Annotated in this window: 18 protein-coding genes and 1 pseudogene; 10 read left to right on the top strand and 9 right to left on the bottom strand. The window is 68.6% G+C overall.

All coding sequences use genetic code 11. The annotated features are described in order from the left end of the window. The first annotated feature begins 77 nt into the window (after positions 1 to 77). Together SH203_RS12705 and SH203_RS12700 are read left to right on the top strand one after the other, a co-directional pair. Complete coding sequence (locus SH203_RS12705; RefSeq protein WP_087121296.1) at positions 78 to 2,066, top strand: potassium transporter Kup; 1,989 nt, start codon at positions 78 to 80, stop codon at positions 2,064 to 2,066. Further along, complete coding sequence (locus tag SH203_RS12700) at positions 2,063 to 3,433, top strand: RsmB/NOP family class I SAM-dependent RNA methyltransferase (protein WP_234989494.1); 1,371 nt, start codon at positions 2,063 to 2,065, stop codon at positions 3,431 to 3,433. The genes SH203_RS12705 and SH203_RS12700 overlap by 4 nt, the downstream gene beginning before the upstream one ends. Here the strand turns inward: SH203_RS12700 and rhuM are convergent. Then, positions 3,430 to 4,353 (bottom strand): annotated as a pseudogene (gene rhuM / locus SH203_RS12695) (RhuM family protein). The gene SH203_RS12700 and the pseudogene rhuM sit on opposite strands and share 4 nt — an antisense overlap. Positions 4,354 to 4,588: 235 nt before the next feature. Between rhuM and rpe the strand changes: the two are divergent. The 5 genes from rpe to SH203_RS12670 all read left to right on the top strand — a co-directional run bounded on the left by rpe (position 4,589) and on the right by SH203_RS12670 (position 12,137). Then, positions 4,589 to 5,254, top strand: a complete 666-nt coding sequence (gene rpe / locus SH203_RS12690; RefSeq protein ID WP_087121294.1) for a ribulose-phosphate 3-epimerase — start codon at positions 4,589 to 4,591, stop codon at positions 5,252 to 5,254. Next, positions 5,251 to 7,071 (top strand): heparinase II/III family protein, encoded by a 1,821-nt coding sequence (locus SH203_RS12685; RefSeq protein WP_087121293.1) that lies wholly within the window; start codon positions 5,251 to 5,253, stop codon positions 7,069 to 7,071. Before rpe ends, SH203_RS12685 begins: the two co-directional genes overlap by 4 nt. Positions 7,072 to 7,163: 92 nt before the next feature. Beyond that, on the top strand, positions 7,164 to 8,768 hold the full coding sequence (purH, locus tag SH203_RS12680) for a bifunctional phosphoribosylaminoimidazolecarboxamide formyltransferase/IMP cyclohydrolase (RefSeq protein ID WP_087121292.1): 1,605 nt from the start codon (positions 7,164 to 7,166) through the stop codon (positions 8,766 to 8,768). Between the two features lie 145 nt (positions 8,769 to 8,913). Further along, positions 8,914 to 9,813, top strand: a complete 900-nt coding sequence (locus SH203_RS12675; RefSeq protein ID WP_087121291.1) for a dienelactone hydrolase family protein — start codon at positions 8,914 to 8,916, stop codon at positions 9,811 to 9,813. A gap of 272 nt (positions 9,814 to 10,085) precedes the next feature. Beyond that, positions 10,086 to 12,137, top strand: coding sequence for a S8 family peptidase (locus SH203_RS12670; RefSeq protein WP_375600728.1), 2,052 nt, complete (start codon positions 10,086 to 10,088; stop codon positions 12,135 to 12,137). A gap of 25 nt (positions 12,138 to 12,162) precedes the next feature. On the opposite strand, the gene grpE is transcribed toward SH203_RS12670, so the two are convergent. Further along, entirely contained in the window at positions 12,163 to 12,735 is a 573-nt protein-coding gene (gene grpE, locus SH203_RS12665) for a nucleotide exchange factor GrpE (protein WP_375600727.1), read from the bottom strand. Positions 12,736 to 12,806: 71 nt separating this feature from the next. After that, positions 12,807 to 13,901: a heat-inducible transcriptional repressor HrcA gene (gene hrcA, locus SH203_RS12660; protein ID WP_087121339.1), complete on the bottom strand. Its 1,095-nt coding sequence runs from the start codon at positions 13,899 to 13,901 to the stop codon at positions 12,807 to 12,809. A 54-nt stretch (positions 13,902 to 13,955) separates the two neighbouring features. On the opposite strand from hrcA, the gene rph reads away from it, so the two are divergent. Then, positions 13,956 to 14,681, top strand: a complete 726-nt coding sequence (gene rph / locus SH203_RS12655) for a ribonuclease PH (RefSeq protein WP_087121289.1) — start codon at positions 13,956 to 13,958, stop codon at positions 14,679 to 14,681. 65 nt (positions 14,682 to 14,746) lie between these two features. After that, positions 14,747 to 15,214, top strand: coding sequence for a hypothetical protein (locus tag SH203_RS12650; RefSeq protein ID WP_087121288.1), 468 nt, complete (start codon positions 14,747 to 14,749; stop codon positions 15,212 to 15,214). A gap of 4 nt (positions 15,215 to 15,218) precedes the next feature. On the opposite strand, the gene glmM is transcribed toward SH203_RS12650, so the two are convergent. Next, positions 15,219 to 16,568 (bottom strand): phosphoglucosamine mutase, encoded by a 1,350-nt coding sequence (glmM, locus tag SH203_RS12645; RefSeq protein WP_087121287.1) that lies wholly within the window; start codon positions 16,566 to 16,568, stop codon positions 15,219 to 15,221. A 159-nt stretch (positions 16,569 to 16,727) separates the two neighbouring features. Between glmM and glmS the strand changes: the two genes are divergently transcribed. After that, positions 16,728 to 18,542, top strand: coding sequence for a glutamine--fructose-6-phosphate transaminase (isomerizing) (gene glmS / locus SH203_RS12640; RefSeq protein ID WP_087121286.1), 1,815 nt, complete (start codon positions 16,728 to 16,730; stop codon positions 18,540 to 18,542). On the opposite strand, the gene SH203_RS12635 is transcribed toward glmS, so the two are convergent. The 5 genes from SH203_RS12635 to SH203_RS12615 all read right to left on the bottom strand — a co-directional run bounded on the left by SH203_RS12635 (position 18,529) and on the right by SH203_RS12615 (position 22,923). Further along, on the bottom strand, positions 18,529 to 19,185 hold the full coding sequence (locus SH203_RS12635; RefSeq protein ID WP_087121285.1) for a Crp/Fnr family transcriptional regulator: 657 nt from the start codon (positions 19,183 to 19,185) through the stop codon (positions 18,529 to 18,531). The two genes, glmS and SH203_RS12635, sit on opposite strands and share 14 nt — an antisense overlap. A gap of 52 nt (positions 19,186 to 19,237) precedes the next feature. Further along, positions 19,238 to 19,981 (bottom strand): Crp/Fnr family transcriptional regulator, encoded by a 744-nt coding sequence (locus SH203_RS12630; protein WP_087121284.1) that lies wholly within the window; start codon positions 19,979 to 19,981, stop codon positions 19,238 to 19,240. Next, entirely contained in the window at positions 19,978 to 20,241 is a 264-nt protein-coding gene (locus SH203_RS12625) for a DUF6894 family protein (protein ID WP_087121283.1), read from the bottom strand. Before SH203_RS12625 ends, SH203_RS12630 begins: the two co-directional genes overlap by 4 nt. Positions 20,242 to 20,327: 86 nt before the next feature. Then, a complete protein-coding gene (locus SH203_RS12620; RefSeq protein WP_087121282.1) occupies positions 20,328 to 21,827 on the bottom strand; it encodes a phosphomannomutase/phosphoglucomutase in 1,500 nt (499 codons plus the stop codon). A 10-nt stretch (positions 21,828 to 21,837) separates the two neighbouring features. Beyond that, positions 21,838 to 22,923: a glycosyltransferase family 1 protein gene (locus tag SH203_RS12615; RefSeq protein WP_087121281.1), complete on the bottom strand. Its 1,086-nt coding sequence runs from the start codon at positions 22,921 to 22,923 to the stop codon at positions 21,838 to 21,840. Positions 22,924 to 22,995: the final 72 nt, after the last annotated feature.

Below are 22,995 nucleotides of genomic sequence, written 5' to 3'. Positions count from 1 at the left end.
GAAGACCGCGCGGAATGAGCCTAAAGGCTCGCCGCTTTGAAGGGACCGACTGGGCGTCGGCGCCCCGGAGGATACCAATGGCCGGGGATACTCCCCACGACGCGAGCGCTCCCTCGCCCGCGTCGCATACGCCGGAAACGTCCACCCCCGTCACGGGCCCGGAATCCCATGTTCCGGGCGACCCAGCCCAGGGCGGGATCGCCAAGCACGGCGGTCTGTGGGCGCTGACGCTGGGCGCCATCGGCGTGGTGTTCGGCGACATCGGCACCAGCCCGCTCTATGCGCTTCGCGAAGCCATCGGCCACGCCCAGCGCGGCGTCGGCGGCGACCTGGCCATCGTGGGCGTCGTGTCCCTGGCCTTCTGGGCCCTGATGGTCGTGGTGACGTTCAAATACGTCTTCTTCCTGATGCGCGCCGACAACAAGGGCGAGGGCGGCACCCTGTCGCTGATGGCCCTGGCCCAGTTCGCGGTCGGTCGGCGCAGCGCCTGGATTTTCATTCTCGGCGTCTGCGGCGCGGCCCTGTTCTACGGCGACGGCATCATCACCCCCGCCATTTCGGTGCTGTCGGCGGTCGAGGGACTTCAGGACGCGCCGGGTCTGTCGGGCAAGCTGGACCCCTTCATCGTGCCGATCTCGGCCGGCATCCTGATCGCCCTGTTTCTGGTCCAGTCGCGCGGCACGGCCCGGCTGGCCAAATATTTCGGCCCGATCACGGCGGTCTGGTTCCTGAGCCTGGGGGCGCTGGGCCTGGTCCATATCTTCGACGACATCACCATCCTGCGCGCCCTGTCGCCCTATTACGGCGTCAGCCTGCTGCTGCACGACGGCTTCTTGGGCTTCATCATCCTGGGCAGCGTCTTCCTGGCGGTGACGGGGGCCGAGGCCCTCTATGCCGACATGGGCCATTTCGGAAAGGCGCCGATCCGCATGGGCTGGCTGGCCTTCGTCCTGCCCTGCCTGACGCTGAACTATCTGGGCCAGGGCGCCCTGATCCTGGACAATCCCGATGCGGCCCAGAATCCATTCTGGAGCATGGTGCCCCAGGTCGCCTATTGGCCCATGCTGATCCTGGCGACCGCCGCCACCGTCATCGCGTCGCAGGCCGTCATCACCGGCGCCTTCTCCGTGACCCAGCAGGCGGTGCAGCTGGGCCTCCTGCCGCGCATCGACATCAAGAACACCTCCGAGACCCAGGCCGGCCAGATCTTCGTGCCGGCGGTCAACACCTTCCTGATGGTGGGCGTTCTGGTGCTGCTGGTGGTGTTCCAGAGCTCGCATAATCTGACCGCCGCCTATGGGGTGGCGGTGACGGGGACCATGCTGGTCAATACGCTGATGGCCTATTCGGTGATCCGCAAGGGTTGGAAATGGCCGATGTGGGCCGTGGCCGGAACCCTGATCCCGTTCGCCTTCATCGACAGCGTCTTCCTGACCTCCAACCTGCTGAAGATTCCCGACGGCGCCTGGATGCCGCTGGTGCTGGGCGCCCTTCTGGTCGTGGTGATGTGGACCTGGGTGCGCGGCACCCAGATCCTGACGACCAAGACGCGCAAGGACAGCCTGCCGCTGACCGACCTGATCGAGATGCTTCAGGCACGGCCGCCGCACCGCGCGCCCGGCATGGCCATCTTCCTGACCTCGGACCCCGACGTGGCCCCCGTCGCCCTGATGCACAATCTCAAGCACAACAAGGTGCTGCACGAGAAGAACGTCATCCTGACGGTGCGCACCTCGGAACGGCCGCGTGTCAAGGAGGCCGACCGCGTGCGGATGGAGCCGATCAATGACGACTTCAAGAAGGTCACCGTGACCTACGGCTTCATGGAGACGCCGAACGTGCCGCGCGCGCTGGGCCTGTGCCGCAAGAAGGGACTGAAGTTCGACATCATGTCGACCAGCTTCTTCCTGGGGCGCCGCTCGCTGATCCCCTCGGCGCGTCAGGGCATGCCGTTGTGGCAGGACCGGCTGTTCATCTTCCTGATGCGCAACGCCGCCAATCCGACCGACTTCTTCCACATCCCGCCCGGCCGCGTGGTCGAGCTGGGCGCGCAGGTGGCCGTATGAAGCCGGGTCACAGTTCCGAGGCGCGCGGCCGCCGGATGGCGACCAAGGGCCGGCCGCGTCCGGCCTCGACCGAAACCGCGCCGGTTCAGGACGACATCGGCGTCGAGGCCCGCGTGGTCGCCGGCCTCCTGCTGAACGCCGCGCTGGAGAAGCGCAACGGTCTGGACGAGGCCCTGTCCCAACCCGCCGCCCGCGCCCTGGCGCCGGTGGACCGCGCCTTCGCCCGTGCGGTCGCGATGGCGGCCCTGCGCCGTCTGGGCGAGATCGACCAGATTCTGGATCGCCGCCTGCAGAAGTCGCCGCCCGAGGCGGTGCGCACCCTGATGCGCATCGCCCTGGCCCAGACCCTGGTGCTGGAAACCCCCGCCTTCGCCGCCGTCTCGACGGCGGTGAAGCTGGCCGAACGCGATCCCAAGACCCGGCCCTACAAGAACCTGGTCAATGCGGTGCTGCGCGGCGTGGGCCGCGATGGTCCCGGCCTGACGACCGCCGAGAGCAATCTGCCCGACTGGATCGCCGCGCGCTGGAAGGCGGCCTATGGCGAGGCGGCGCTGGTCGGACTGGCGCTGGCGGCCCGCGAGGAGCCGGCGACCGACCTCAGCCTCAAGCCCGGCGTCGATCCCGCCGCCATCGCCGCCGCCGTGGAGGGCGAGGCCCTGCCGGGCGGCACGGTCCGCACGGGCCGTCGCGGCGATGTTGCGTCGTGGCCGACATTCGATGACGGTGACTGGTGGGTGCAGGATGCGGCCGCCGCCGCGCCCGCCCGCCTGCTGGGCGTGAAGTCCGGCGAGACGGTTCTGGACATGTGCGCCGCGCCGGGCGGCAAGACCCTGCAACTGGCCGCCGCCGGCGGTCAGGTCACAGCCCTGGACCGTTCCGCCCCGCGTTTGAAGCGCCTGACCCAGAATCTGGAACGCACGGGCCTGACCGCCGAGGTCGTCGCCGTCCCGGCCGAGGACTGGGACGACGCCCGCACCTTCGACGCGGTCCTGCTGGACGCCCCCTGCACCGCCACCGGCACCTTCCGCCGCAATCCCGAAGTCCTGCGCGCCACCCGGCCCGCCGAGGTCGCCAAACTGGCCGACGTCCAGCACCGCCTGCTCGACGCCGCCGCCGAACGGGTCAAGCCGGGCGGCCGTCTGGTCTATTGCACCTGCTCTCTGGAGCGCGAGGAGGGCGAGACCCAGATCATCGCCTTCCTGCGCCGCAACCCGGCCTTCCGCACCGTTTCCGCCGATCCCGTGGCCGTCGGCGCCCCGCCCGAGGCCCTGACGCCCGAAGGCTGGCTACGCATCCTGCCGTCCATGTGGGCCGAAAAAGGCGGCCTCGACGGCTTCTTCGCCGCCAGGCTGGAACGGGCGGGCTAGGTCTTTCTGGACGCCCGGTTCGAGGTCGGCAGGTCTGCGGCCGCCTTTCGAAGTTCGGCGTATTCCTGATCCACCCGTGCTTTTTCAAGCGTCCGCCGCTGGGTGTCGAAGGCCTTGTAGGCCGCCTTGGCGTGACGGTCGGCGTCCTCCTTCGACACGCGCCCGCCATTCGACAGCACGACGCGGCCGAGACCCTGCAGCTGTGCGTCCAGGAGACGTGTCGCCTCGCCCATCGTCGTCAGGCGTCCCGTTTCCAACTGGTCTTCGAAGATGGTCAGCAACAGGTCGGTCAGACGGTTCAACTCGCGCACTTCCGAGGGTGCGAGGAAGTTCTTGGCCACGGTCACGTCGGCCGCCGCGATCCGATCGCCCTTCCAGGTCCGAAGGCCCATGTCGGGTTCCGCCGCGTCCGCGCGCGCCATCAGCACCTCCGCCGGCGTGTTGTTGGTCACGGCGTAGCAGAGCTTGGCCTGGGTGTTGCGATAGAATGTTCGCCAGGCGTCCGACCGGGGGTCGTAATCCTAGCACAGGCTGCAGATCTGGCGGATTTCGGCATAGAGGTTGGCTTCCTCGCTGCGGATGTCGCGGATGATGTCGCGCAGTTCGCGGATGCGATCCTGCTCGCCGCCCGCCTTCATCCGCTCCGCTTCAACGACGAAGCCGCGTGTGGCGAAGCGGATCAACACGGCGGTCGCCCAGCGACGGAACAGCGTCGCTTGCGCCGAACTGACCCGGTAGCCGACCGAGATCACCATATCGAGGCTGTAGGCTCTCACGGTTCGATCAGCGGGACCCTTAATTTGCAGAAAATGCAAATCGGCGGCGTCACCCAACTCGCCCTCTTCCAGAATGGCGGCGATATGCCTTGATATGACGGAAACATCCCGCCCGAACAGGCTCGCGATCTGAGCCTGGCTCATCCACAGCGCATCGCCGTCGAAGCGGATTTCGACCCTGGCGCCGTCATCGACCCCATAGATCAGGAAGCGGTCGCCGGAGCCGTCTTCGAACACCTGAACAGGCTCGGCGGCGGACGGGTCTTGCATCGACATCAGGACTTCCTGCGCAAGTTTGGCGAGAACAAGAGTAGAACATGTTGTCGCCGGGTCGCCAAGCCGGTTGCTCGCGCCCGCGCTGAGCCTTATCCCGAGGGCCATGGCCGTTACCCCTCTGATCTGTCCGTCGATCCTCGCCAGCGACTTCTCGCGGCTGGGTGAAGAAGTCCGTGCGCTGGAGGCGGCGGGCGCCGACTGGGTGCATGTGGATGTGATGGACGGGCATTTCGTGCCCAACATCACCCTGGGGCCGGACATCGTGAAGGCGATCCGGCCGCATACGACCCTGCCGTTCGACGTGCATCTGATGGTCGCGCCGGTCGATCCGTGGCTGGAGGCGTTCCGCGACGCCGGTGCCGACATCCTGACGGTCCACCCGGAAAGCGGGCCGCACCTGCACCGCACGCTGGGCCGCATCCGTCAGCTGGGCGCCAGGGCCGGGGTCGTGTTCAATCCGGCGACGCCGCTGTCGATCCTGGAAGAGGTGGTCGATCTGGTCGATCTGGTGCTGATCATGTCGGTCAATCCCGGCTTCGGCGGGCAGAAGTTCATCGACAGTTCCCTGCGCAAGATCGCGGGCGCGCGGGCCATTCTGGACCGGGCCGGATCGGCGGCGCATCTGCAGGTGGACGGGGGCGTGACCTCGGAAAACGCCGGGGCCTGCGTCGCCGCCGGGGCCGACGCCCTGGTCGCCGGCTCCTTCGTGTTCAAGGGCGACTATGCGGCCAGTATCGCCGCCCTGAAGGCCGCGCCGGAACGCGCATGAGCCCGCTCGGTCCCTTCGCCCCGCGCGGCTCGGACGCCGGTCTGGACGTCGCCTCGGGCCAGATTCCCGGCCTGCCCGGCGCGCCCGTGCGGACGCCCGTGCGCGCGGGCGACACGACGGCCGCTCCCGGCCTGTGGCCCGCCATCGCCGGACGGCTGGCGACGCGCCAGCTGTGGATCGAGCTTTACGGCCTGCCGGGCTATGGGCTGACGCTGAAGGGGCGCAAGGTCAGCGCCTTCGCAGCCACGCCGCGCGACTTCCGCCCGCACGATCCCGCGCCGGGCCGCAATGTGCTGGCGGGACGGTTCATGCTGGCCGGCGCCGCGATGGAGGTGGAGCCCTCGGGCGACCCGTGGAACCGGCCCAGCCCGTCCCGGCCCTTCGCGGTCGAACTGCACGCCTTCGCCTGGCTGCCGGGGCTGATGGCCCAGGGGGATCGCGGCGCGCGCGAGGCCCTGCGTCTGACCCTGGCCTGGACCAACGCCTTCGCGCGCTGGTCGCCCTTCGCCTGGGGGCCGGAAATCCTGGCGCGCCGGGTCGTCAATCTGGCCTGCGCGGCGCGGCGGATGGGGGCGGTCGCGACCGAGACCGAACGCCTGATCCTGGCCGACAGCCTGGCGCGACAGACGCGGCAGCTGCTGCGTCCGCCCGGCGGACTGGCCAGCCGGGCCGAGCGGCTGACGGCGGCGGCCATCGGCGGCTGCGTCCTGGCGGGACCGGCGGGCCAAGGCTTGCGCCGTCGCGCCCTGAGCGCGTTGGACGGTGCGCTGAAGACCACGGTTCAGGACGACGGCGGCCATGCCTCGCGCAGCCCCGAGGCGGGGCTGGAGCTGTTGCTGGACCTGCTGACGCTGGACGACGCCCTGTCGCAACTGTCCGAGCCGACGCCCGAGGGCGTTTCCGCCGGCATCGCCCGTCTGACCAAGGGGTTGCGCGTCCTGACCCTGCCCGACGGGCGGCTGGCCAGCTTCCAGGGCGGGGGCGCGTCCAGCGCCGAACGGGTCGCCGCCGCCCGCGCCCATGACGAGGAGGGCGCAGAGCCGTCGCCGGTCGGCAAGGTCGGGGGCCTGACCCGCATCGCCAGCCCGCTGCTGACCGTGATGGCCGATACGGCCTCGCCCGCCGCCGGGGCCTGGGGCGCGTCCGCCTGCGCCCAGCCGTTGGCGCTGGAGATCGCCTGCGGCAAGGACCGTCTGGTCACGGGTTCGGGCTGGACCCCGGCCGCCACTGATCGCCAGGCCCTGCGCCTGACGCCGGCCCATTCGACCCTGACCCTGGGCGAACGCTCGCTGAACGAGCCGCTCAGCGGCTGGAAGGGCGATCTGCTGGGTCCGCGCCTGGTCGGGCCGCCGATCCACGTCACGGCAGACCGGCGCGAAGGCGAGGGGGCCGTCTGGCTGGAGATGGAACACGACGGCTGGACCGAACTGTTCGGCCTCAATCATCAACGCCGGCTCTATCTGGACCAGCGGCTGGACGAACTGCGCGCCGAGGAGCGGGTGTTCCCCACGCCGGGCCGCAAGGAGATGGTGCGCCAGATCGCGGCCCCCTACGCCATCCGCTTCCATCTGGAGCCGGGGGTGCAGGCCTCGCTGGCGCGCGACCGCCGCTCGATCCTGTTGCGCGGCGCGTCGGGCCGGGGCTGGTGGTTCAGGACCGATGGTCCCGACGTGGCCGTCGAACCCAGCGTCCATGTCGACGCCGGCCTGACCCGACGCTCGCTGCAGATCGTGGTGCGCGGTTCGGCCCGCACCGACAGCGAAACCAAGATTCGCTGGAAGCTGAGTCCGGCGGGCGCGAGCGGCGATCCGGGCTGAACGGACCCGCGCGACGGGCAAAGGGGTGACGAGAGGGGCGATTGGCGCTAGAGGCCCCGCCATCCTCCTCCAGCCTTCACGGACGCCGCTTCATGCCCGCCGCTCCCGACTTTCCGCCCGCGCCCGATCAGGTGAAGCCGCAACGCGCCCTGATCTCCCTGTCCGACAAGGCGGGTCTGGAGGATACGGCGCGCGCCCTGCACGATCTGGGCGTCGAACTGGTCTCGACCGGCGGCACGCGCGCGGCGATCGAGAAACTGGGCCTGCCGGTCAAGGACGTGGCCGATCTGACGGGCTTCCCCGAGATGATGGACGGGCGGGTCAAGACCCTGCACCCCGTGGTCCACGGCGGTCTGCTGGGCGTTCGCGACGCCGCCGACCACGCCAAGGCCATGACCGACCACGGCATCGGCGGCATCGATATCGTCTGGATCGATCTCTATCCGTTCGAATCCACCGTCGCGGCCGGCGGATCGTTCGAGGCGGCGGTCGAGAACATCGACATCGGCGGCCCGGCCATGATCCGCTCCGGCTCCAAGAACCACGGCTATGTCGCGGTCGCCGTGGACGGCGAGTCCATCGGCCTGATCCTGGAAGCGCTGAAGGCGAACGGATCGACCGATCTGGCGCTGAGGAAGCGTCTGGCCGCCCGCGCCTTCGCCCGCACCGCCGCCTATGACGCCGCCGTCTCGGGCTGGTTCGCCGGTCAGGTTGAAGATGCGGCCCCGGCGCGCAAGTCCATCGCCGGATCGCTGGCCCAGACCCTGCGCTATGGCGAGAACCCGCACCAGACGGGCGCCTTCTATCGCACCGGCGAGCGCCGTCCGGGCGTGGCCTATGCCGAACAGGTGCAGGGCAAGGAGCTGGGTTACAACAACATCGCCGACGCCGACGCCGCCTATGAACTGGTCGCCGAGTTCGAGCAGCCGGCCGTGGTCATCGTCAAACACGCCAACCCCTGCGGCGTCGCGGTCGGCAAGGACCTGTCGGAAGCCTACGCCCGCGCGCTGGAATGCGATGCGGTCTCGGCCTTCGGCGGGGTGATCGCGGTCAACCGTCCGCTGAACGGTGAAGACGCCCGCGCCATCACCGGCATCTTCACCGAGGTCGTCATCGCGCCTGGCGCGGACGAGGAGGCCAAGGCGGTCTTCGCCGCCAAGAAGAACCTGCGCCTGCTGATCACCGACGGCCTGCCCGATCCGCACGGCGCGGGCGAGGTGTTCCGTTCGGTCGCCGGGGGCTTCCTGGTGCAGTCGCGCGACCGAAGCCTGATCAAGCCTTCGGACCTGAAGATCGTGACGAAGCGCCAGCCGACGCCGACCGAAATTCAGGACATGCTGTTCGCCTTCACCGTGGCCAAGCACGTCAAGTCAAACGCCATCGTCTATGCCAAGGACGGCCAGACGGCGGGCATCGGCGCCGGTCAGATGAACCGCCGCGACAGCGCCCGCATCGCCGCCATCCGCGCCAAGGAGGCGGGCGAGGCCAAGGGCTTGGCTCATTCGCTGGCCGAAGGGTCGGCCTGCGCGTCCGAAGCCTTCTTCCCCTTCGCCGATGGTCTGCTGGAAGCGGTCGCGGCGGGCGCGACGGCGGTGATCCAGCCCGGCGGCTCCCTGCGCGACGCCGAGGTCATCGCCGCCGCCGACGAGAAGGGCGTCGCCATGGCCTTCACCGGGGTGCGCGTTTTCCGGCACTGACGCCGGGCAAGAGGGGCGCTACCGCTCGACGCGCGGCGTCTCGCTGCTTGAGCGCCCATCTTGCCGATTCCACGCGCCTTAACGTGACTGGACGCTCGGCCATGGTCGTGATGCTCTGACGGCTTTCCCGTTGGAGCGTCCGCCCATGACCATCCTGATCCGTCCCGAAGGCCAGACCGCCGACGATCTGAAGCTGAGTCGACGAAGCCTGGGGGCGCTGGGGGGGCTGCTGTTCTCCGGCTATGCGGTCGCGGCCCTGGCCAAGGAGGCCAGGCCGATCACGACCGATGCGGCGGGCCTGACCACGGAAACCGTGACCTATGCCGCGCCCGACGGGTTCGATCTGCCCGCCTATGTCGCGCGGCCGCAAGGGGCGGGGCCCTTCCCCGTGGTCGTGGTGGTGTCCGAGATTTTCGGCGTTCACGAATACATCCGCGACATCTGCCGCCGGCTGGCCAGACAGGGCTACGCCGCCATCGCGCCCGCCTTCTTCAACCGGGTCGAGGACCCGGCGCCCCTGTCGGACATGCAGCGGATCATGCAGATCGTCGGGGCGGCCGGCTATGAACAGGTGATGGGCGACCTGTCGGCGACGCTGGAATGGGTCAGCCAGCAGGGCTGGGCCAGGGACGGAAAGGTCGGGATCACCGGCTTCTGCTGGGGCGGCAAGGTGGTGTGGCAGGCGGCGGCGCGGTTCAGCGTCATCGGCGCGGGCGTGGCCTGGTACGGTCGATTGGCGCCCGCCCCCGACGCGACCCCGGCCCAGGTCTCGGCGGGCCAGCCGTGGCCGGTCGATCTGGCCGACGACCTCAAGGCGCCGGTGCTGGGCCTGTACGGCGGTCAGGACCAGGGCATCCCGATGGACAGCGTCGAACGGATGCGTCAGGCCCTGACGCGCGCCGGCCAGACCGGCAGCCGGATCGTGGTCTATCCCGACGCCCCGCACGGTTTCCATGCCGACTATCGCTCAAGCTACGTCGAGGCGGACGCCCGCGACGGCTGGTCCAAGCTGCTGGAGACCTTCGATAAAGCGTTAAAGAATTAGGGCGTTACTGGACGACGGCTGCGGAGGGCGGCCGTGAGCGGGAGGGTCGGGCGATGATCGGATTGCGGCGCCGGGCGGCGCTTGTTCTGGGCTTGGGTCTGATGGTGCTGCCGCTGGCCGCGTGCGGCGGCGGTGGAGGAGGAGGCGGTGGTGGAACCGGCGGGGGCACGATCACGCCGCCTCCCCCTCCACCGCCCCCACCGCCTCCTCCTCCCCCGCCGCCGCCACCCCCGCCGTCTGTTTCGTCGAGCGAATATCTCCGCAACTACGGCCTGGCCGACATCAAGGTTCAGTCGGCGTGGTCGTCGGGTGCGACGGGGTCGGGGGTCACGGTCGCGGTGGTCGATTCCGGCATCGCCAACACCCTGCCCGAGCTTGAAGGGCGGATTTCCAGCGCCTCGACCGACGTCGTCTCGGGTCGCAACACCCCCTATGTGGAGTCCAGCAGCCACGGCACGCGGGTGTCGGGCGTCATCGCCTCCAACTTCAACGGCTTCGGCACGATCGGGGTGGCCTATCAGTCGACCATACTGTCGATCCGCGCCGACATTTCCGACTGCAAGGACAAGGACGACAAGGTCTGTTTCACCAGTTCGGATCTGGTGCGGGCGCTCGACTACGCCGTCGCCAATGGGGTGAAGATCATCAATATGTCGTTGGGCGGGGACGGGCGGCTGGGCTCGGCCTTCGAGGCCGCCCTGCTGCGTGCGGTCAGTTCGGGCGCGGTGATCGTGGCGTCGTCCGGCAACGACGGAGAGGCCAATCCGGGCTGGCCGGCGCGCTACGCCGTCGATCCGCGCTTCGCCGGCGGCGTCATCGCCGTGGGGTCGCATGGCTCCACCGACGTCATGTCCAGCTTCTCCAACAAGGCCGGCGACACCGCCACGGCCTATATCTCCGCGCCGGGCGAGGAGATCGTCACCGGCTGCGAGGGCACGTCGTGCTGGCGGGTCAGCGGCACGTCCTTTTCGGCCCCGCACGTGTCCGGCGCCCTGGCCCTGCTGATGCAGGCCTTTCCCAATCTGAGCGCGCGACAGGCCCTGGCCATTTTGGTCGATACGGCGCGCGACGCCGGCGATCCGGGAACGGACATCGTCTATGGGCGCGGCCTGCTGGACCTGGCCAACGCCTTCCGGCCGACGGGAACGACCTCGACGCCGATGGCGGATGGAGGCGCGATCAAGACCGCCATCGAGCCGGGCGGCTTCATAGGCGGCGCCTTCGGGGACGCCTTCGGCCGACAGACCGCGCTGAACACCGTGCTTTACGACGCCTATGATCGGATGTTCGCCGTCCAGCTGGGCGGGGCCTATCCGACGGCGCCCAGCCGGTCCTATCAACCGGCGCCGTTCGAACAGAACCAGACGGCGACCACCAGCCTGACCCTGCCCGGCGGCGGGCGGCTGAACCTTGTAGCGGCCCAGCCGGGCCCGACGCCGGAGCCCATCGCGCCACGTCACGACCTCTACAACGCCCCCTGGATGGGCGACGAACCGCGCCAGGAGGCCATGCTGAACCTGGAGAGCGGCCGGCTGAGCTTCTCGGCCTGGCAGGGTCGGGGTGGGGCGGCTTCGCCCTTCGGCGGCGCGGCCGGCGACGGTTTCTCAGCCCTGGCCCAGGCCGACCATGCCGTGCGCGGCGCCATGCGCTTCGGGGCGGTGACGGTCTCGGCCGAAAGCGGGGGCGGGGATCGGCGGATGCCGTTGCGGCGGGTCGAGCAGGACGCCTCCACCTACAGCCGGGCTTCCATCGGCTGGCGCGGCGCGGACGGCGGCCTGTCGTTCAGCGTCGGCGCCCTGGACGAGCGGCTGGGGCCGTTGGGCGCCTTCCTGCCCGGCGGATCGGACTTCGCCCTGCCGTCGCGGACGGCCTTCTACGCCCTGGGCGGCGACTGGACCGTGACGCCGGGCCTGCGCCTGATCGGAGAGGCGGGCCTGGGATCGACGCGGATCGAGGGGCGGTTCCTGTCGATGGACCGGGCGGCGATCAGTTCGAACTGGCGGCTGGGGCTGCTGACCGGCTGTTCGATCCTGTGCGACCGGATCAGCTTCACCCTGGCCCAGCCGCTGCGGATCGAGAGCGGCGCCTTCTCGGCCTATCTGGCGGATGTGCCGGCCGATTATTTCGACCCGCTGACCTATTCGCGACGCAGCTTCTCGGCGGCGCCCAGCGGTCGCCAGATCGACTTCGTCATAGGCGGCGAACGCTATCTGTGGGACGGCTCCAGCGTGACGCTCCAGGCCGTGGCAAGCCACGAGCCGCGCCATGTCGCCGACGCCGCGCCGGAGTTCGCCCTGATCGGAGGATGGCGGCGCCGGTTCTGACCGACGCCGCCCGTTGATCGCCGGATCAGGCCTTGCCGTCGAAGGCCTGGCCGTCCGAGGCGGGGGCCGATCCGTAGGGATTGGGGGCCTGGGCGCCCGATCCCTTGGCGGCGACGACCACCATGGCGGGGCGCACGGTGCGGCCGAACAGTTCGAAGCCGGACTGCATGGTCTGGATCACCGTGCCGCCGGGCACGGTGTCGGACGGCTGTTCCATCATGGCCTGATGCAGGTGCGGATTGAAGGCCTCGCCCGCTTCCGGCGCCACGCGCTTCAGGCCGTTGGTCTCGAACGCCTGCAGCAAGGCCTTCTGGGTCAGCTCCAGTCCCGTCACCAGGCCGGCGGCAGGGCCGTCCGCGTCCTTGGGCGCGGCCATCAGGGCGCGTTCCAGATTGTCGGCGACGCCCAGCAGGTCCTTGGCGAAGCGCTGGATGGCGAAGGCGCGGGCGTCGTTCTGCTGCGTCTCGGCGCGGCGCTTCAGATTCTCCATGTCGGCGGCGACGCGCAGGGCGCGGTCCTTCCACTCGTCACGCTCGGCGATCACGGCGTCAAGCGGGGCCAGGTCGTCGCCGCCATCCTTGGCAGGATGGGCGTCCAGCCCATGTTCGGCGTTGGTTTCGGCCGCCTCGGCGTCTAGGGCGTTGATGTCGTCGTTAAGGGGCTTGTCGCTCACGTCTCGTTCCCGTCCAGCATCCGGCCCAGCACCCGGGCGGTATAGTCCACCAACGGAATGACACGGGCGTAGTTCAGTCGCGCGGGGCCGATGACGCCGATGGCGCCCAGAACCCGCTGTCGGCCGCTCATATAGGGCGCCGCGATCACGGCGGAACCCGAAAGTGAAAACAACCGTGTTTCGGCCCCGATGAAGATGCGCACGCCCTGCGCCGCATCGACCCCGTCCAACAGGCCGATCAGCTGTTCCTTCTGCTCCAGATCGTCGAACAGGACGCGCACACGCTCCAGATCCGCCAGCCCTTCGCGGTCCTGCAACAGATTGGCGCGGCCGCGCACGATCAGGGCGCGTTCGCGGTCCGGGCCGCCGGACCAGGCGGCCAGACCATCCTCGACCAGGCGGGCGGCGGTCTGGTCCAGTTCGCGCCGCGCGGCCTGAAGCTCCCGGGTCATTTCGCGTCTGGCGTCGGCGAAGGGTCGGCCGCGTAGACGGGCGTTCAGAAAGTTTGAGGCCTCGGCCAGGGTGGAGGGGGTGACGCCCGCCGACAGGGCCATGATCCGGTTCTCGACCGTGCCGTCGTCGGCGACGATGACCGCCAGGGCCTGATCCTGGCCGAGGGCCACGAACTCGACGTGCTTGACCCCCGCATCCCGCACGGGGCTGGACACCACGCCCGCGCCGCCCGCCAGGCCCGACAGCAGGTTGGACGCCTCGTCCAGGGCGGAATCGAAGTTGCGCCCGCGCCCGGCCAGACGCCCGTCGATCTCGCGCCGCTCCTCGGCGGTCAGGTCGCCGACTTCCAGGAGGCCGTCCACGAACAGGCGCAGGCCCGCATGGGTCGGAATCCGCCCCGCCGAGGTGTGGGGCGCCGCCAGCAACCCCGCCAGCGTCAGATCCTGCATGGTGTTGCGGATAGAGGCGGGCGACAGGGCCACCCCGCCCAGCGACAGGGTGCGCGACCCGACCGGCTCGCCGGTCTCCAGATAGCTCTCGACGATGCGCCGAAAGATGTCGCGGGCGCGCGCATCCAGCCCGGCCAGCCCGGCGAGGGACTGGCCCGCGTCGAACGGCGGGCTTTTCGGGGCATACAGGCTCACGGTTTCAGGATAAGCACCGCCGCCACAGCTTCCAAGGGATCAATCTCCATGCGCCATTCGCAACGCACCGACGACCAACTGCGTCCCGTGACCATCGAGACCGGCGTCAATCGCTACGCCGAGGGCTCGTGCCTGATCACCTTCGGCAACACCAAGGTTCTGGTGACGGCCTCGATCGAGGACAAGGTGCCGGGCTGGATGCGCAACTCGGGCCAGGGCTGGGTCACGGCCGAATACGGCATGCTGCCGCGCGCCACCCATACGCGCGGGCGTCGCGAGGCCGCCGCCGGCAAACAGTCGGGCCGCACCCAGGAGATCCAGCGTCTGATCGGCCGGTCCCTGCGCGCCGTGGTCGACCTGAAGGCCCTGGGCGAGCGTCAGGTGCTGATCGACTGCGACGTGATCCAGGCCGACGGCGGCACCCGCACCGCCTCCATCACCGGCGCCTGGGTCGCCATGAGCCTGGCGCTGAACTATCTGCGCGAAGAGGGCGTGCTGAAGGCCGATCCGATCCTGGATCAGGTGGCGGCGGTGTCCTGCGGCGTCTGCGACGGCGTACCGGTGCTGGACCTGGATTATGAGGAGGATTCGGAGGCCGAGGCGGATTCCAACTTCGTCCTGACCGGATCGGGCCAGATCGTCGAGGTTCAGGCCACCGGCGAGAAACGCGGCTTCTCGCGCGCCGAGTTCGACCGGCTGTTCTCGCTGGCCGAGGGCGGCTGCACCGAACTGTTCGCCCTGCAGAAGGCGGCGCTGGCGGCGGCGAAGCGATAAGGGGTTTCGCCGGGCGACGCCTTTGGGGCATCGTCGGCGCGTCGATCCTGAATGGAGCAGGTCTTATGCGTCGATCCCCCTGGCTTTCGCTGGTCGTCTGCGCCCTGGTCGCGGCCGGGTGTCAGCGCGCCGGTCCCGCCGAGCCGGCGTCCGCGAGCGGTTCGGCGGGCGGCGGCGACATCATTGAGGCGACACCCCTGACGACGGATGCGCCCGCACCCGCTGCGCCAGCCCAGACCCCCGCGCCCAAGGCCGAGCCGGAAGAGACGGCGCCGACAGAAGACCCGCAGGCGAGCATTCCCGAGGGACCGGATATGGCGCCGGTCCGCACGCCCGTCAGCGAGGTTCCCTGTCGCGACGCCATTGGCGCGAGCGCGGCGGCCCGGCTGGTGGAACGCTGCATCCAGGTCAGCCCGGCCACCCATCCGCCCTGCAACGCCGCCAATCCGTGCGACCTGATCCAGGGCGAGATCGACCGATCCTGCAAACTGTGGGCGCGCGACGGAAATCCGCCGGCCGAGTGCAAATCCTGAGGCGTCAGCCCGCCGTTCGCACCGCCGCCGCAACCTCGGCCACCACCCGTTTGACCAAGGCCTCGTCGTCGCCCTCGGCCATGACGCGGATCAGCTTTTCGGTGCCCGAGGGGCGGACCAGCAGCCGGCCCTGACCGTTCAGGGCGGCTTCCGCCTCGGCGATGGCGGCCTTGACCTTGTCGGTCTCCAGCGGCTTGTCGGCGGTGAAGCGGACGTTTTCCAGCAGCTGGGGCACGGGGTCGAACTGGCGGGCCAGTTCGCTCATCGGCTTGGCGGATTCGACCAGGACGGCCAGCACCTGCAGCGCCGCCATCAGGCCGTCGCCGGTCGTGGCGTGGTCGTGCAGGATGATGTGGCCCGACTGTTCGCCGCCGATGTTGAAGCCGCCCTCGCGCATCCGCTCCATGACGTAGCGGTCGCCGACCTTGGTCCGCTCCAGCGTCAGGCCCTCGGCCTTCAGGCGTCGCTCCAGCCCCAGGTTCGACATGACGGTGGCGACCACGCCGCCGCCGGTCAGGAGGCCGCGCCTGGCCCAGTCGAGGCCGACCAGGGCCATGATCTGATCGCCGTCCACCACCTGCCCCTTCTCGTCGCAGACGATCAGACGGTCGGCGTCCCCGTCCAGGGCGATGCCGATGTCGGCGCGATAGCGTTTGACGGCCGCCGACAGGGTCTCGGGGTGGGTCGAGCCGCACTCGGCGTTGATGTTGGTGCCGTTCGGCTCGACCCCCACGGGGAAGACCTCGGCGCCCAGTTCGAACAGGGCGGTGGGCGCGACCTTGTAGCCGGCGCCGTTGGCGCAATCGACGGCGATACGCAGCCCCTTCAAGCTGAGGCGTTTGGGGAAGGCCTGTTTGGCGATCTCGATATAGCGCGCCTGGGCGTCGTCGATCCGCTTGACCCGGCCCAATTTGTTTGACGGCGCCAGCCCCTGGTCCAGGCCCTGGTCCATCATGGCCTCGATCTTCAGCTCGATTTCGTCGGACAGCTTGTAGCCGTCCGGCCCGAACAGCTTGATCCCGTTGTCGGCGTAATCGTTGTGCGAGGCCGAGATCATGACCCCCAGGTCCGCCCGCATCGAGCGGGTCAGCATGGCCACGCCGGGCGTCGGCACGGGGCCGAAGGTCAGAACGTCCATGCCCACCGAGGCGAAACCCGCGACCAGGGCCGGCTCGATCGTATAGCCCGACAGGCGGGTGTCCTTGCCGATCACCACCAGATGACGCCGGTCGTCGTCGGTGCGAAACAGCTTGCCGGCCGCCAGACCGACGCGCAGCGCGACCTCGGCCGTCATCGGATAGGTGTTGGCCCGCCCGCGAATCCCGTCGGTGCCGAAATATTTTCTGTCGCCCAAGGCGTGATCCTTCGTTCGGGTAACGATCCGAAACCCCATTTTTGATGCAGTCCACATCAAGATTGCATAGACGGCCGTTGGGGCTAGACCTGTGGCTTAGCCTCGGAACGTCGCCAGTGCAAAGCGGCGGGCCTGTCTGACCTCTCGGAGCCTTCGCAAATGTGCGGCATCATCGGCGTCACCGGCAACGGACCTGTCGTTCCCCGGCTGATCGACAGTCTGAAACGGCTGGAATATCGCGGCTATGACTCGGCCGGCGTCGCCGCCGTGGTCGATGGCCATGTCGAGCGCCGCCGCGCCCAAGGCAAGATCCGCAATCTGGAGGCCGTGCTGGCCGAGGCCCCGATGAAGGCCACGGTCGGCATCGGCCACACGCGCTGGGCCACCCACGGCGCACCCACCACCGCCAACGCCCACCCGCACAAGGCCGGGCGTGTCACCCTGGTCCACAACGGCATCATCGAGAACTTCGCCGAGCTGAAGGCCGAACTGGCCGCCGAAGGTCATGTGTTCGAAAGCCAGACCGACACCGAGGTCATCGCCCACCTGCTGGACGCCGAACTCGGGACCGGCCGCCCGCCGCTGGAGGCGTTCAAGGCGACGCTGGACCGCCTGACCGGCGCCTATGCGCTGGCGGTGCTGATCGACGGCGAGGACGACCTGATCCTGGGCGCCCGACGCGGCAGCCCGCTGGTCGTCGGCTGGGGCGAGGACGAGATGTATCTGGGCTCCGACGCCCTGGCGGTCGGCCCGTTCACCCAGAAGATTTCCTATCTGGAAGAGGGCGACTATGTCGCCGTGACCCATCGCGGCGCCCGGATGTTCGACATCGCCGGCCAGCCGGTCGAGCGCGCCGTGATCCAGGTCGCGGCCTCCTCGGCCCTGGTCGAGAAGGGCGAATATCGCCACTTCATGGAAAAGGAGATCCACGAACAGCCCGACAGCGTCCAGCACACCCTGTCGGAATATCTGGATCTGGTGACGGGCAAGACCAAGCCGCAGGGTGTGGATTTCGCCGCCGTGGACCGCATCCAGATCATCGCCTGCGGCACCGCCTTCTACGCCGGTCAGATCGGCCGCTACGCCTTCGAGAAGCTGGCGGGCCTGCCCTGCGACGTCGAGATCGCGTCGGAGTTCCGCTACCGCTCGCCCGCCGTGTCGCCGCGCACCGTGGCGGTCGCCGTCAGCCAGTCGGGCGAAACCGCCGACACCCTGGCCAGCCTGACCTGGTGCAAGGCGCAAGGGTTGCAGACGGCGGCGGTGGTCAACGTCCATTCCTCGTCCATGGCGCGCGAGGCGGCGGTGCTGTGGCCCACCCACGCCGGACCCGAGATCGGCGTCGCCTCGACCAAGGCCTTCACCGCCCAGGTCGCCGCCCTCCTGGCCCTGGCCGTGACGGCCGGCGTGGCGCGGGGACGGATCGACGCCGCCCAGGAGGCCGAACTGGTCAGGGCGTTGTTCGAAAGCCCCCGCCTGATCGCCGAGGCCCTGACCATGGGCGATAGCATCCGCGCCGTGGTCCAGGACCTGTCAAAGGCCGACGACGTGCTGTTCCTGGGGCGCGGCGCCATGTTCCCCCTGGCCATGGAGGGCGCGCTGAAGCTGAAGGAGATCAGCTATATCCACGCCGAGGGCTACGCCGCCGGCGAGCTGAAACACGGCCCCATCGCCCTGATCGACGAGGCGACCCCGACCATCGCACTGGCTCCCATGGACGATGTGTTCGAAAAGACCGCCTCCAACCTGCAGGAGGTCGCCGCGCGCGGCGGGCCGGTCATCATGATCGCGCCGCAGTCCGCGCCCGATCCGCACGGCGCCGGCATCAGCCGCGTCGACGCCCCCGACTGCCACCCCCTGATCGCGCCGCTGATCTATTCGGTGCCGGTGCAGTTGCTAGCCTACTACACCGCCGTCCAGAAGGGCACGGACGTCGACCAGCCCCGCAACCTGGCCAAGTCCGTCACGGTCGAATGACGGCCCGGGCCACGACGGCCTGCGCCGCGACAGCCAGGGCGTAAGCATCGACGATCTGGATCGCCGCGCGGCGCAGCCGGATCGCGCCGGCGGCGCACAACTCCGTCGAGGCGACCGATATGCTGGCGCGACGCACGGCCATCAGGTCGGCCAGATCGCTCTGGCGCAGGGACACCTGCTCGACGCCGCCGCGTTCGGCGATGTCGAGCAGAAGGGCCGCCAGGCGCTGCGTGACCTTCAGCGTCGCATGGCGAGCCACCTCGGTCTGAAGGGCCGCGTTGCGATGGCGAAGATCGGTCAGGACCGCCTCGGTGAGGGTTTCGGCATCCAGATGTCGAACCAACCAGGCGGCCGGCACGGAGACGAACTGGCCGGGCGTCAACCACAGGGCGGTCTCGTCTGCAGTCTGTTCTGTCGCGGCGTCCAGATTGATCAGTTCGCCGCCGCCCGCCAGACCTCTACACAGCCTCTGGTCCGCGCCCAGCCGCGCCACGACGCCGTTCAGGATCAGGGTGATGTGCGGCTCGTCGTTCCGTGCGGCCGTGGTGCGCTGGCCGGCCTGCGCCGGTATCGCATCGCCCGCATCAACCCCCCGCACCGCCAGCAACGACAACAGGGTGGGCGCAAGGGTCGATGGGTGCATGAGGCGTCTTAGGCCGCGCCCGACACACCCTGCGATAACATGGGTTAAGCCGTCAGACGGGCTCGCATTGCAGACGGAGATAGGTCGGGTCGAACTCGGCGATCTCGCACAGACGACGCCAGTCCAGAATCTCGATACGGCCGCCCGACCAGTTCACCAGGCCTTCGCTCTTCATCTCGGTGATCAGGCGGCTGACGTGGACCGACGACAGGCCCAGGGCGTCGCCCAGCACGCTCTGCGTCAGGGGCAGGTCGAACCGCATCTCGCCGGTCTGGCCCACCGCCTGAAGGCGCAGGTAGAGTTCGCAAACCAGATGCGCCAGATGGCCCAGGCCGCTGCGACGCCCCATGGCCACCAGCCACTGGCGATGGATCGCCGCGTCGATGATCGTATCCAGCCACAATAGCCGCCCCAGATGCGGATGGCGTTCGGTGATGTCGATCAGGGCGGCGTGCGGCGTCTCTGCGATCACGCAGTCGCTCAGGGCCACGACGCCGTGGTCCATCTGTTTCATCAAGAGGCTGTGCAGGTCGATGAAGTCGCCCGAGACGTTGATCTCGGTGATCTGGCGCGATCCGTCCTCCAGCGTCGAATAGCGGGCGGAGAAGCCGGAAATCAGCAGGGTGCTGTACATCGGCCGTGTGTGTTCGCGCACAATGTCGGCGCCGGGCGCGACGGTTTTGGGCGCGTCCAGCACGGCTTCGAGAGCGGCGACCTCCTCGGCCGACAGTCGGTCGCGCAGGGACAGTTTGTCGACCAGGGTTTCGACGCGAGAGGTTTTTCTGGCGGTGGTCATTGCAGGCCCCGCGGCAAGGTCCACCCCTCCGGCGCCGTGTCCGAGGCCGAGGCCGTGATGCTGATCACCGTCTCCCCGTCCGCATCGGTGACGATCACGCTGAAGGCGCGCGTGTCCCAGAAGGACGCCCCGCGATAGCGCAGGATTTCACCCAGCACCGCCACCGCTTCCTCGCGCGCGGCGTCCACGCTCTTGAGGTCTTCGCCCTGATCGTCGCGAACGCAGTCGCCGTTCTGGGTATGGAAAAAATACCGTGGCAATCCATCCTCCCGCCTTGAGGTTTGGGAGGAAGCGACCGGGACGCCGTTTGGTTCAGCGGCCCAGTCGCATAGAGGACTGATCGTTCTCAGATTTCCTGATTGAAGGCGCCGATCTCGGGATAGGCGGCCAGGCGCGGCTTGATCTCCTTGCGGAACAGGTCGCGCATATCGTCTTCGCTGCGCATGCTTTCGACCACCACGACCAGTTCGGGCTTGTTGGACGAGGCGCGGACCAGGACCCATGAGCCGTCGTCCAGATGCACGCGCACGCCGTTGACGGTGATGGCCTCGACGATACTGCGGCCCAGGATTTCGCCCCCGGCGGCGGCGAGGTCCGAGTATTCCTTCACGATCCGGTCCAGCACGCCGTACTTCAGTTCGTCGTCGCAGTGCGGCGACATGGTCAGGCTGGTCCAGGCGTCGGGCAGGGCGGACTTCAGTTCCGAGAGTTTTTTGCCAGGATTGCGGTCCAGCATGGCCAGAACGGCGCCGGCCGCGACCAGGCCGTCGTCGTAGCCGTGGCCCAGATCGCCCGCCATGAAGAAGTGGCCCGACTTCTCGAACCCGGCCAGGGCGCCCAGTTCGGCGGTTTTGCGCTTGATGTAGGAGTGGCCCGTCTTCCAATAGACGACCTCTGCGCCGTTTGCCTTCAGAACCTCGTCGGTCTTGTACAGGCCCGTCGACTTCACATCGACGACGAAAGTCGAGCCGGGATGAACCTTGGACAGGTCGCGGGCCAGCATCAAGCCGATCTTGTCGGCGAAAATCTCTTCGCCTGTGTCGTCCACCACGCCGCAGCGGTCGCCGTCGCCGTCGAAGCCCAGGGCCAGGTCGGCGCCCGTCTCCTTCACCCGCTGGGCCATCTGCACCAGCATGGCGTGATCTTCCGGGTTCGGATTGTATTTGGGGAAGGTGTAGTCGAGGTCGGTGTCCATCTCGATCACCTCGACGCCCATGCGGCGCAGGGCCTCGGGCGCGAAGGCGCCGGCCGTGCCGTTGCCGCAGGCGCAGACCACCTTCAGCGGACGTTTGATCTGAACCTTGGACGCCACGTCGGCGATATAGGTTTCGCGGAAGTCGTCGATGCGCACCAGCTTGCCGCCGTCGCGGGCGACGCCCTGGCCGCCCAGCACGATCTCCTTCAGGCGGCCCATTTCGTCGGGGCCGAAGGTCAGGGGCTTGTTCGCCCCCATCTTCACCCCGGTCCAGCCGTTTTCGTTATGGCTGGCCGTGACCATGGCGACGCAGGGGGCGTCCAGTTCGAACTGGCCGAAATAGGCCATGGGCGACAGGGCCAGACCCACGTCCAGAACCTCCATCCCGCCTTCCAGCAGGCCGATGATCAGGGCCTGTTTGACGCTGAGGCTATAGCCGCGGAAATCATGACCGACGACGATCCTGGGCTTGACCCCGATCTCGTGCACATAGGTCGCCAGACCCAGGCCCAGCGCCTGAATGCCGAGGAGATTGATCTCCTTCTCCAGAATCCAGCGCGCATCGTACTCGCGGAACCCCGTCGGCTTCACGAAGGGCAGATTTTCATAGTCCGCCGTGTTCGGCGTCAAATCTTGACGAGGCTTGGGCATTCGGCGCGCTTCAGGCCGCCGCGCGTTTGCGGATGCGGGCGATGCGGCGCAGGCGACGCCAGAATCGTCCACGTTCCGGCTCGGGATAGGGCTGCAGGTTCTCGACGAATTGCTCGGCCGAGGCGCGCCAGCTGAACTTTTCCGCATAGGCGCGCACGGCCTTTCGATCCAGATCGAGGCAGGCCAGACAGGCGGTTCGCAGGTCCTTGTCGATCGCCCCCGCATTCGACCCCGGAATGATGTCGATGGGACCGTGGGCCGGATAGGCCGCGACGGGGGTGCCCGTGGCCATCGCCTCCAGGATCACCAGGCCGAAGGTGTCGGTCCAGCTGGGGAAGACGAAGACGTCGGCGTCGCGGAAACAGCGGGCCAGGTCGTCGCCGAACTTGGCGCCCAGGAACTTGGCCTCGGGATATTTTTCCTGAAGCTCCGCGCGCGCCGGGCCGTCGCCGACGACGATTTTGGTGCCGGGTAGGTCCAGCTGCAGGAAGGATTCAATGTTCTTTTCGACCGCCACCCGGCCGACGTTCAGGAAGAACGGACGTGGCCAGTCTTTACCGCCCAGTTCATCGTAGATGCGTTCCAGATCGGGGTTGAACACCTGGGTGTCCACGCCGCGCGACCAGGGCGAGACGTTCTTGAACCCATGTTCGACCAGTTCGTCGCGCAGCGTCGGCGTCGCCACCATCAGCCGGCCCGACGGCTTGTGGAACCATTTCATATAGGCGTAGCCGACCTGAACCGGGATCGGGAACCGCGCCGAGACATATTCAGGGAATTTGGTGTGATAGCTGGTCGTGAACGGCAGCTTCCATTCCACGCAGATGCGGCGCGTGGCGATGCCGATAGGGCCTTCGGTCGCGATATGCACCGCCTCCGGCTCGAAGGCGCGCAGCATCTCGCGAATCTCTTCCTCCGCCCCCAGCGCCAGCCGGATTTCCGGATAGGTGGGGCAGGGGATGGTCTTGAACAGGCTGGGCTCGATGACCTCGACCTCGTGCCCCATGGCCCGGCATTCCGCCACGGTGCGGGTCAGGGTGCGGACGACGCCATTGACCTGAGGTTCCCAGGCGTCGGTGGCCAGAACGATGCGCATTGAGGCGGGCGGACCCTGAGCCGTTGAGTAAGGGCGGAACTTCTAGACGGTTCGCATGACGATGGCGAGACG

The sequence above is a fragment of the Brevundimonas sp. SH203 genome, from assembly GCF_002157625.1.
GTDB lineage: Bacteria > Pseudomonadota > Alphaproteobacteria > Caulobacterales > Caulobacteraceae > Brevundimonas.
Note: the sequence above shows the minus strand (reverse complement) of the source record. Positions and strands in the feature narration are given on the sequence as shown.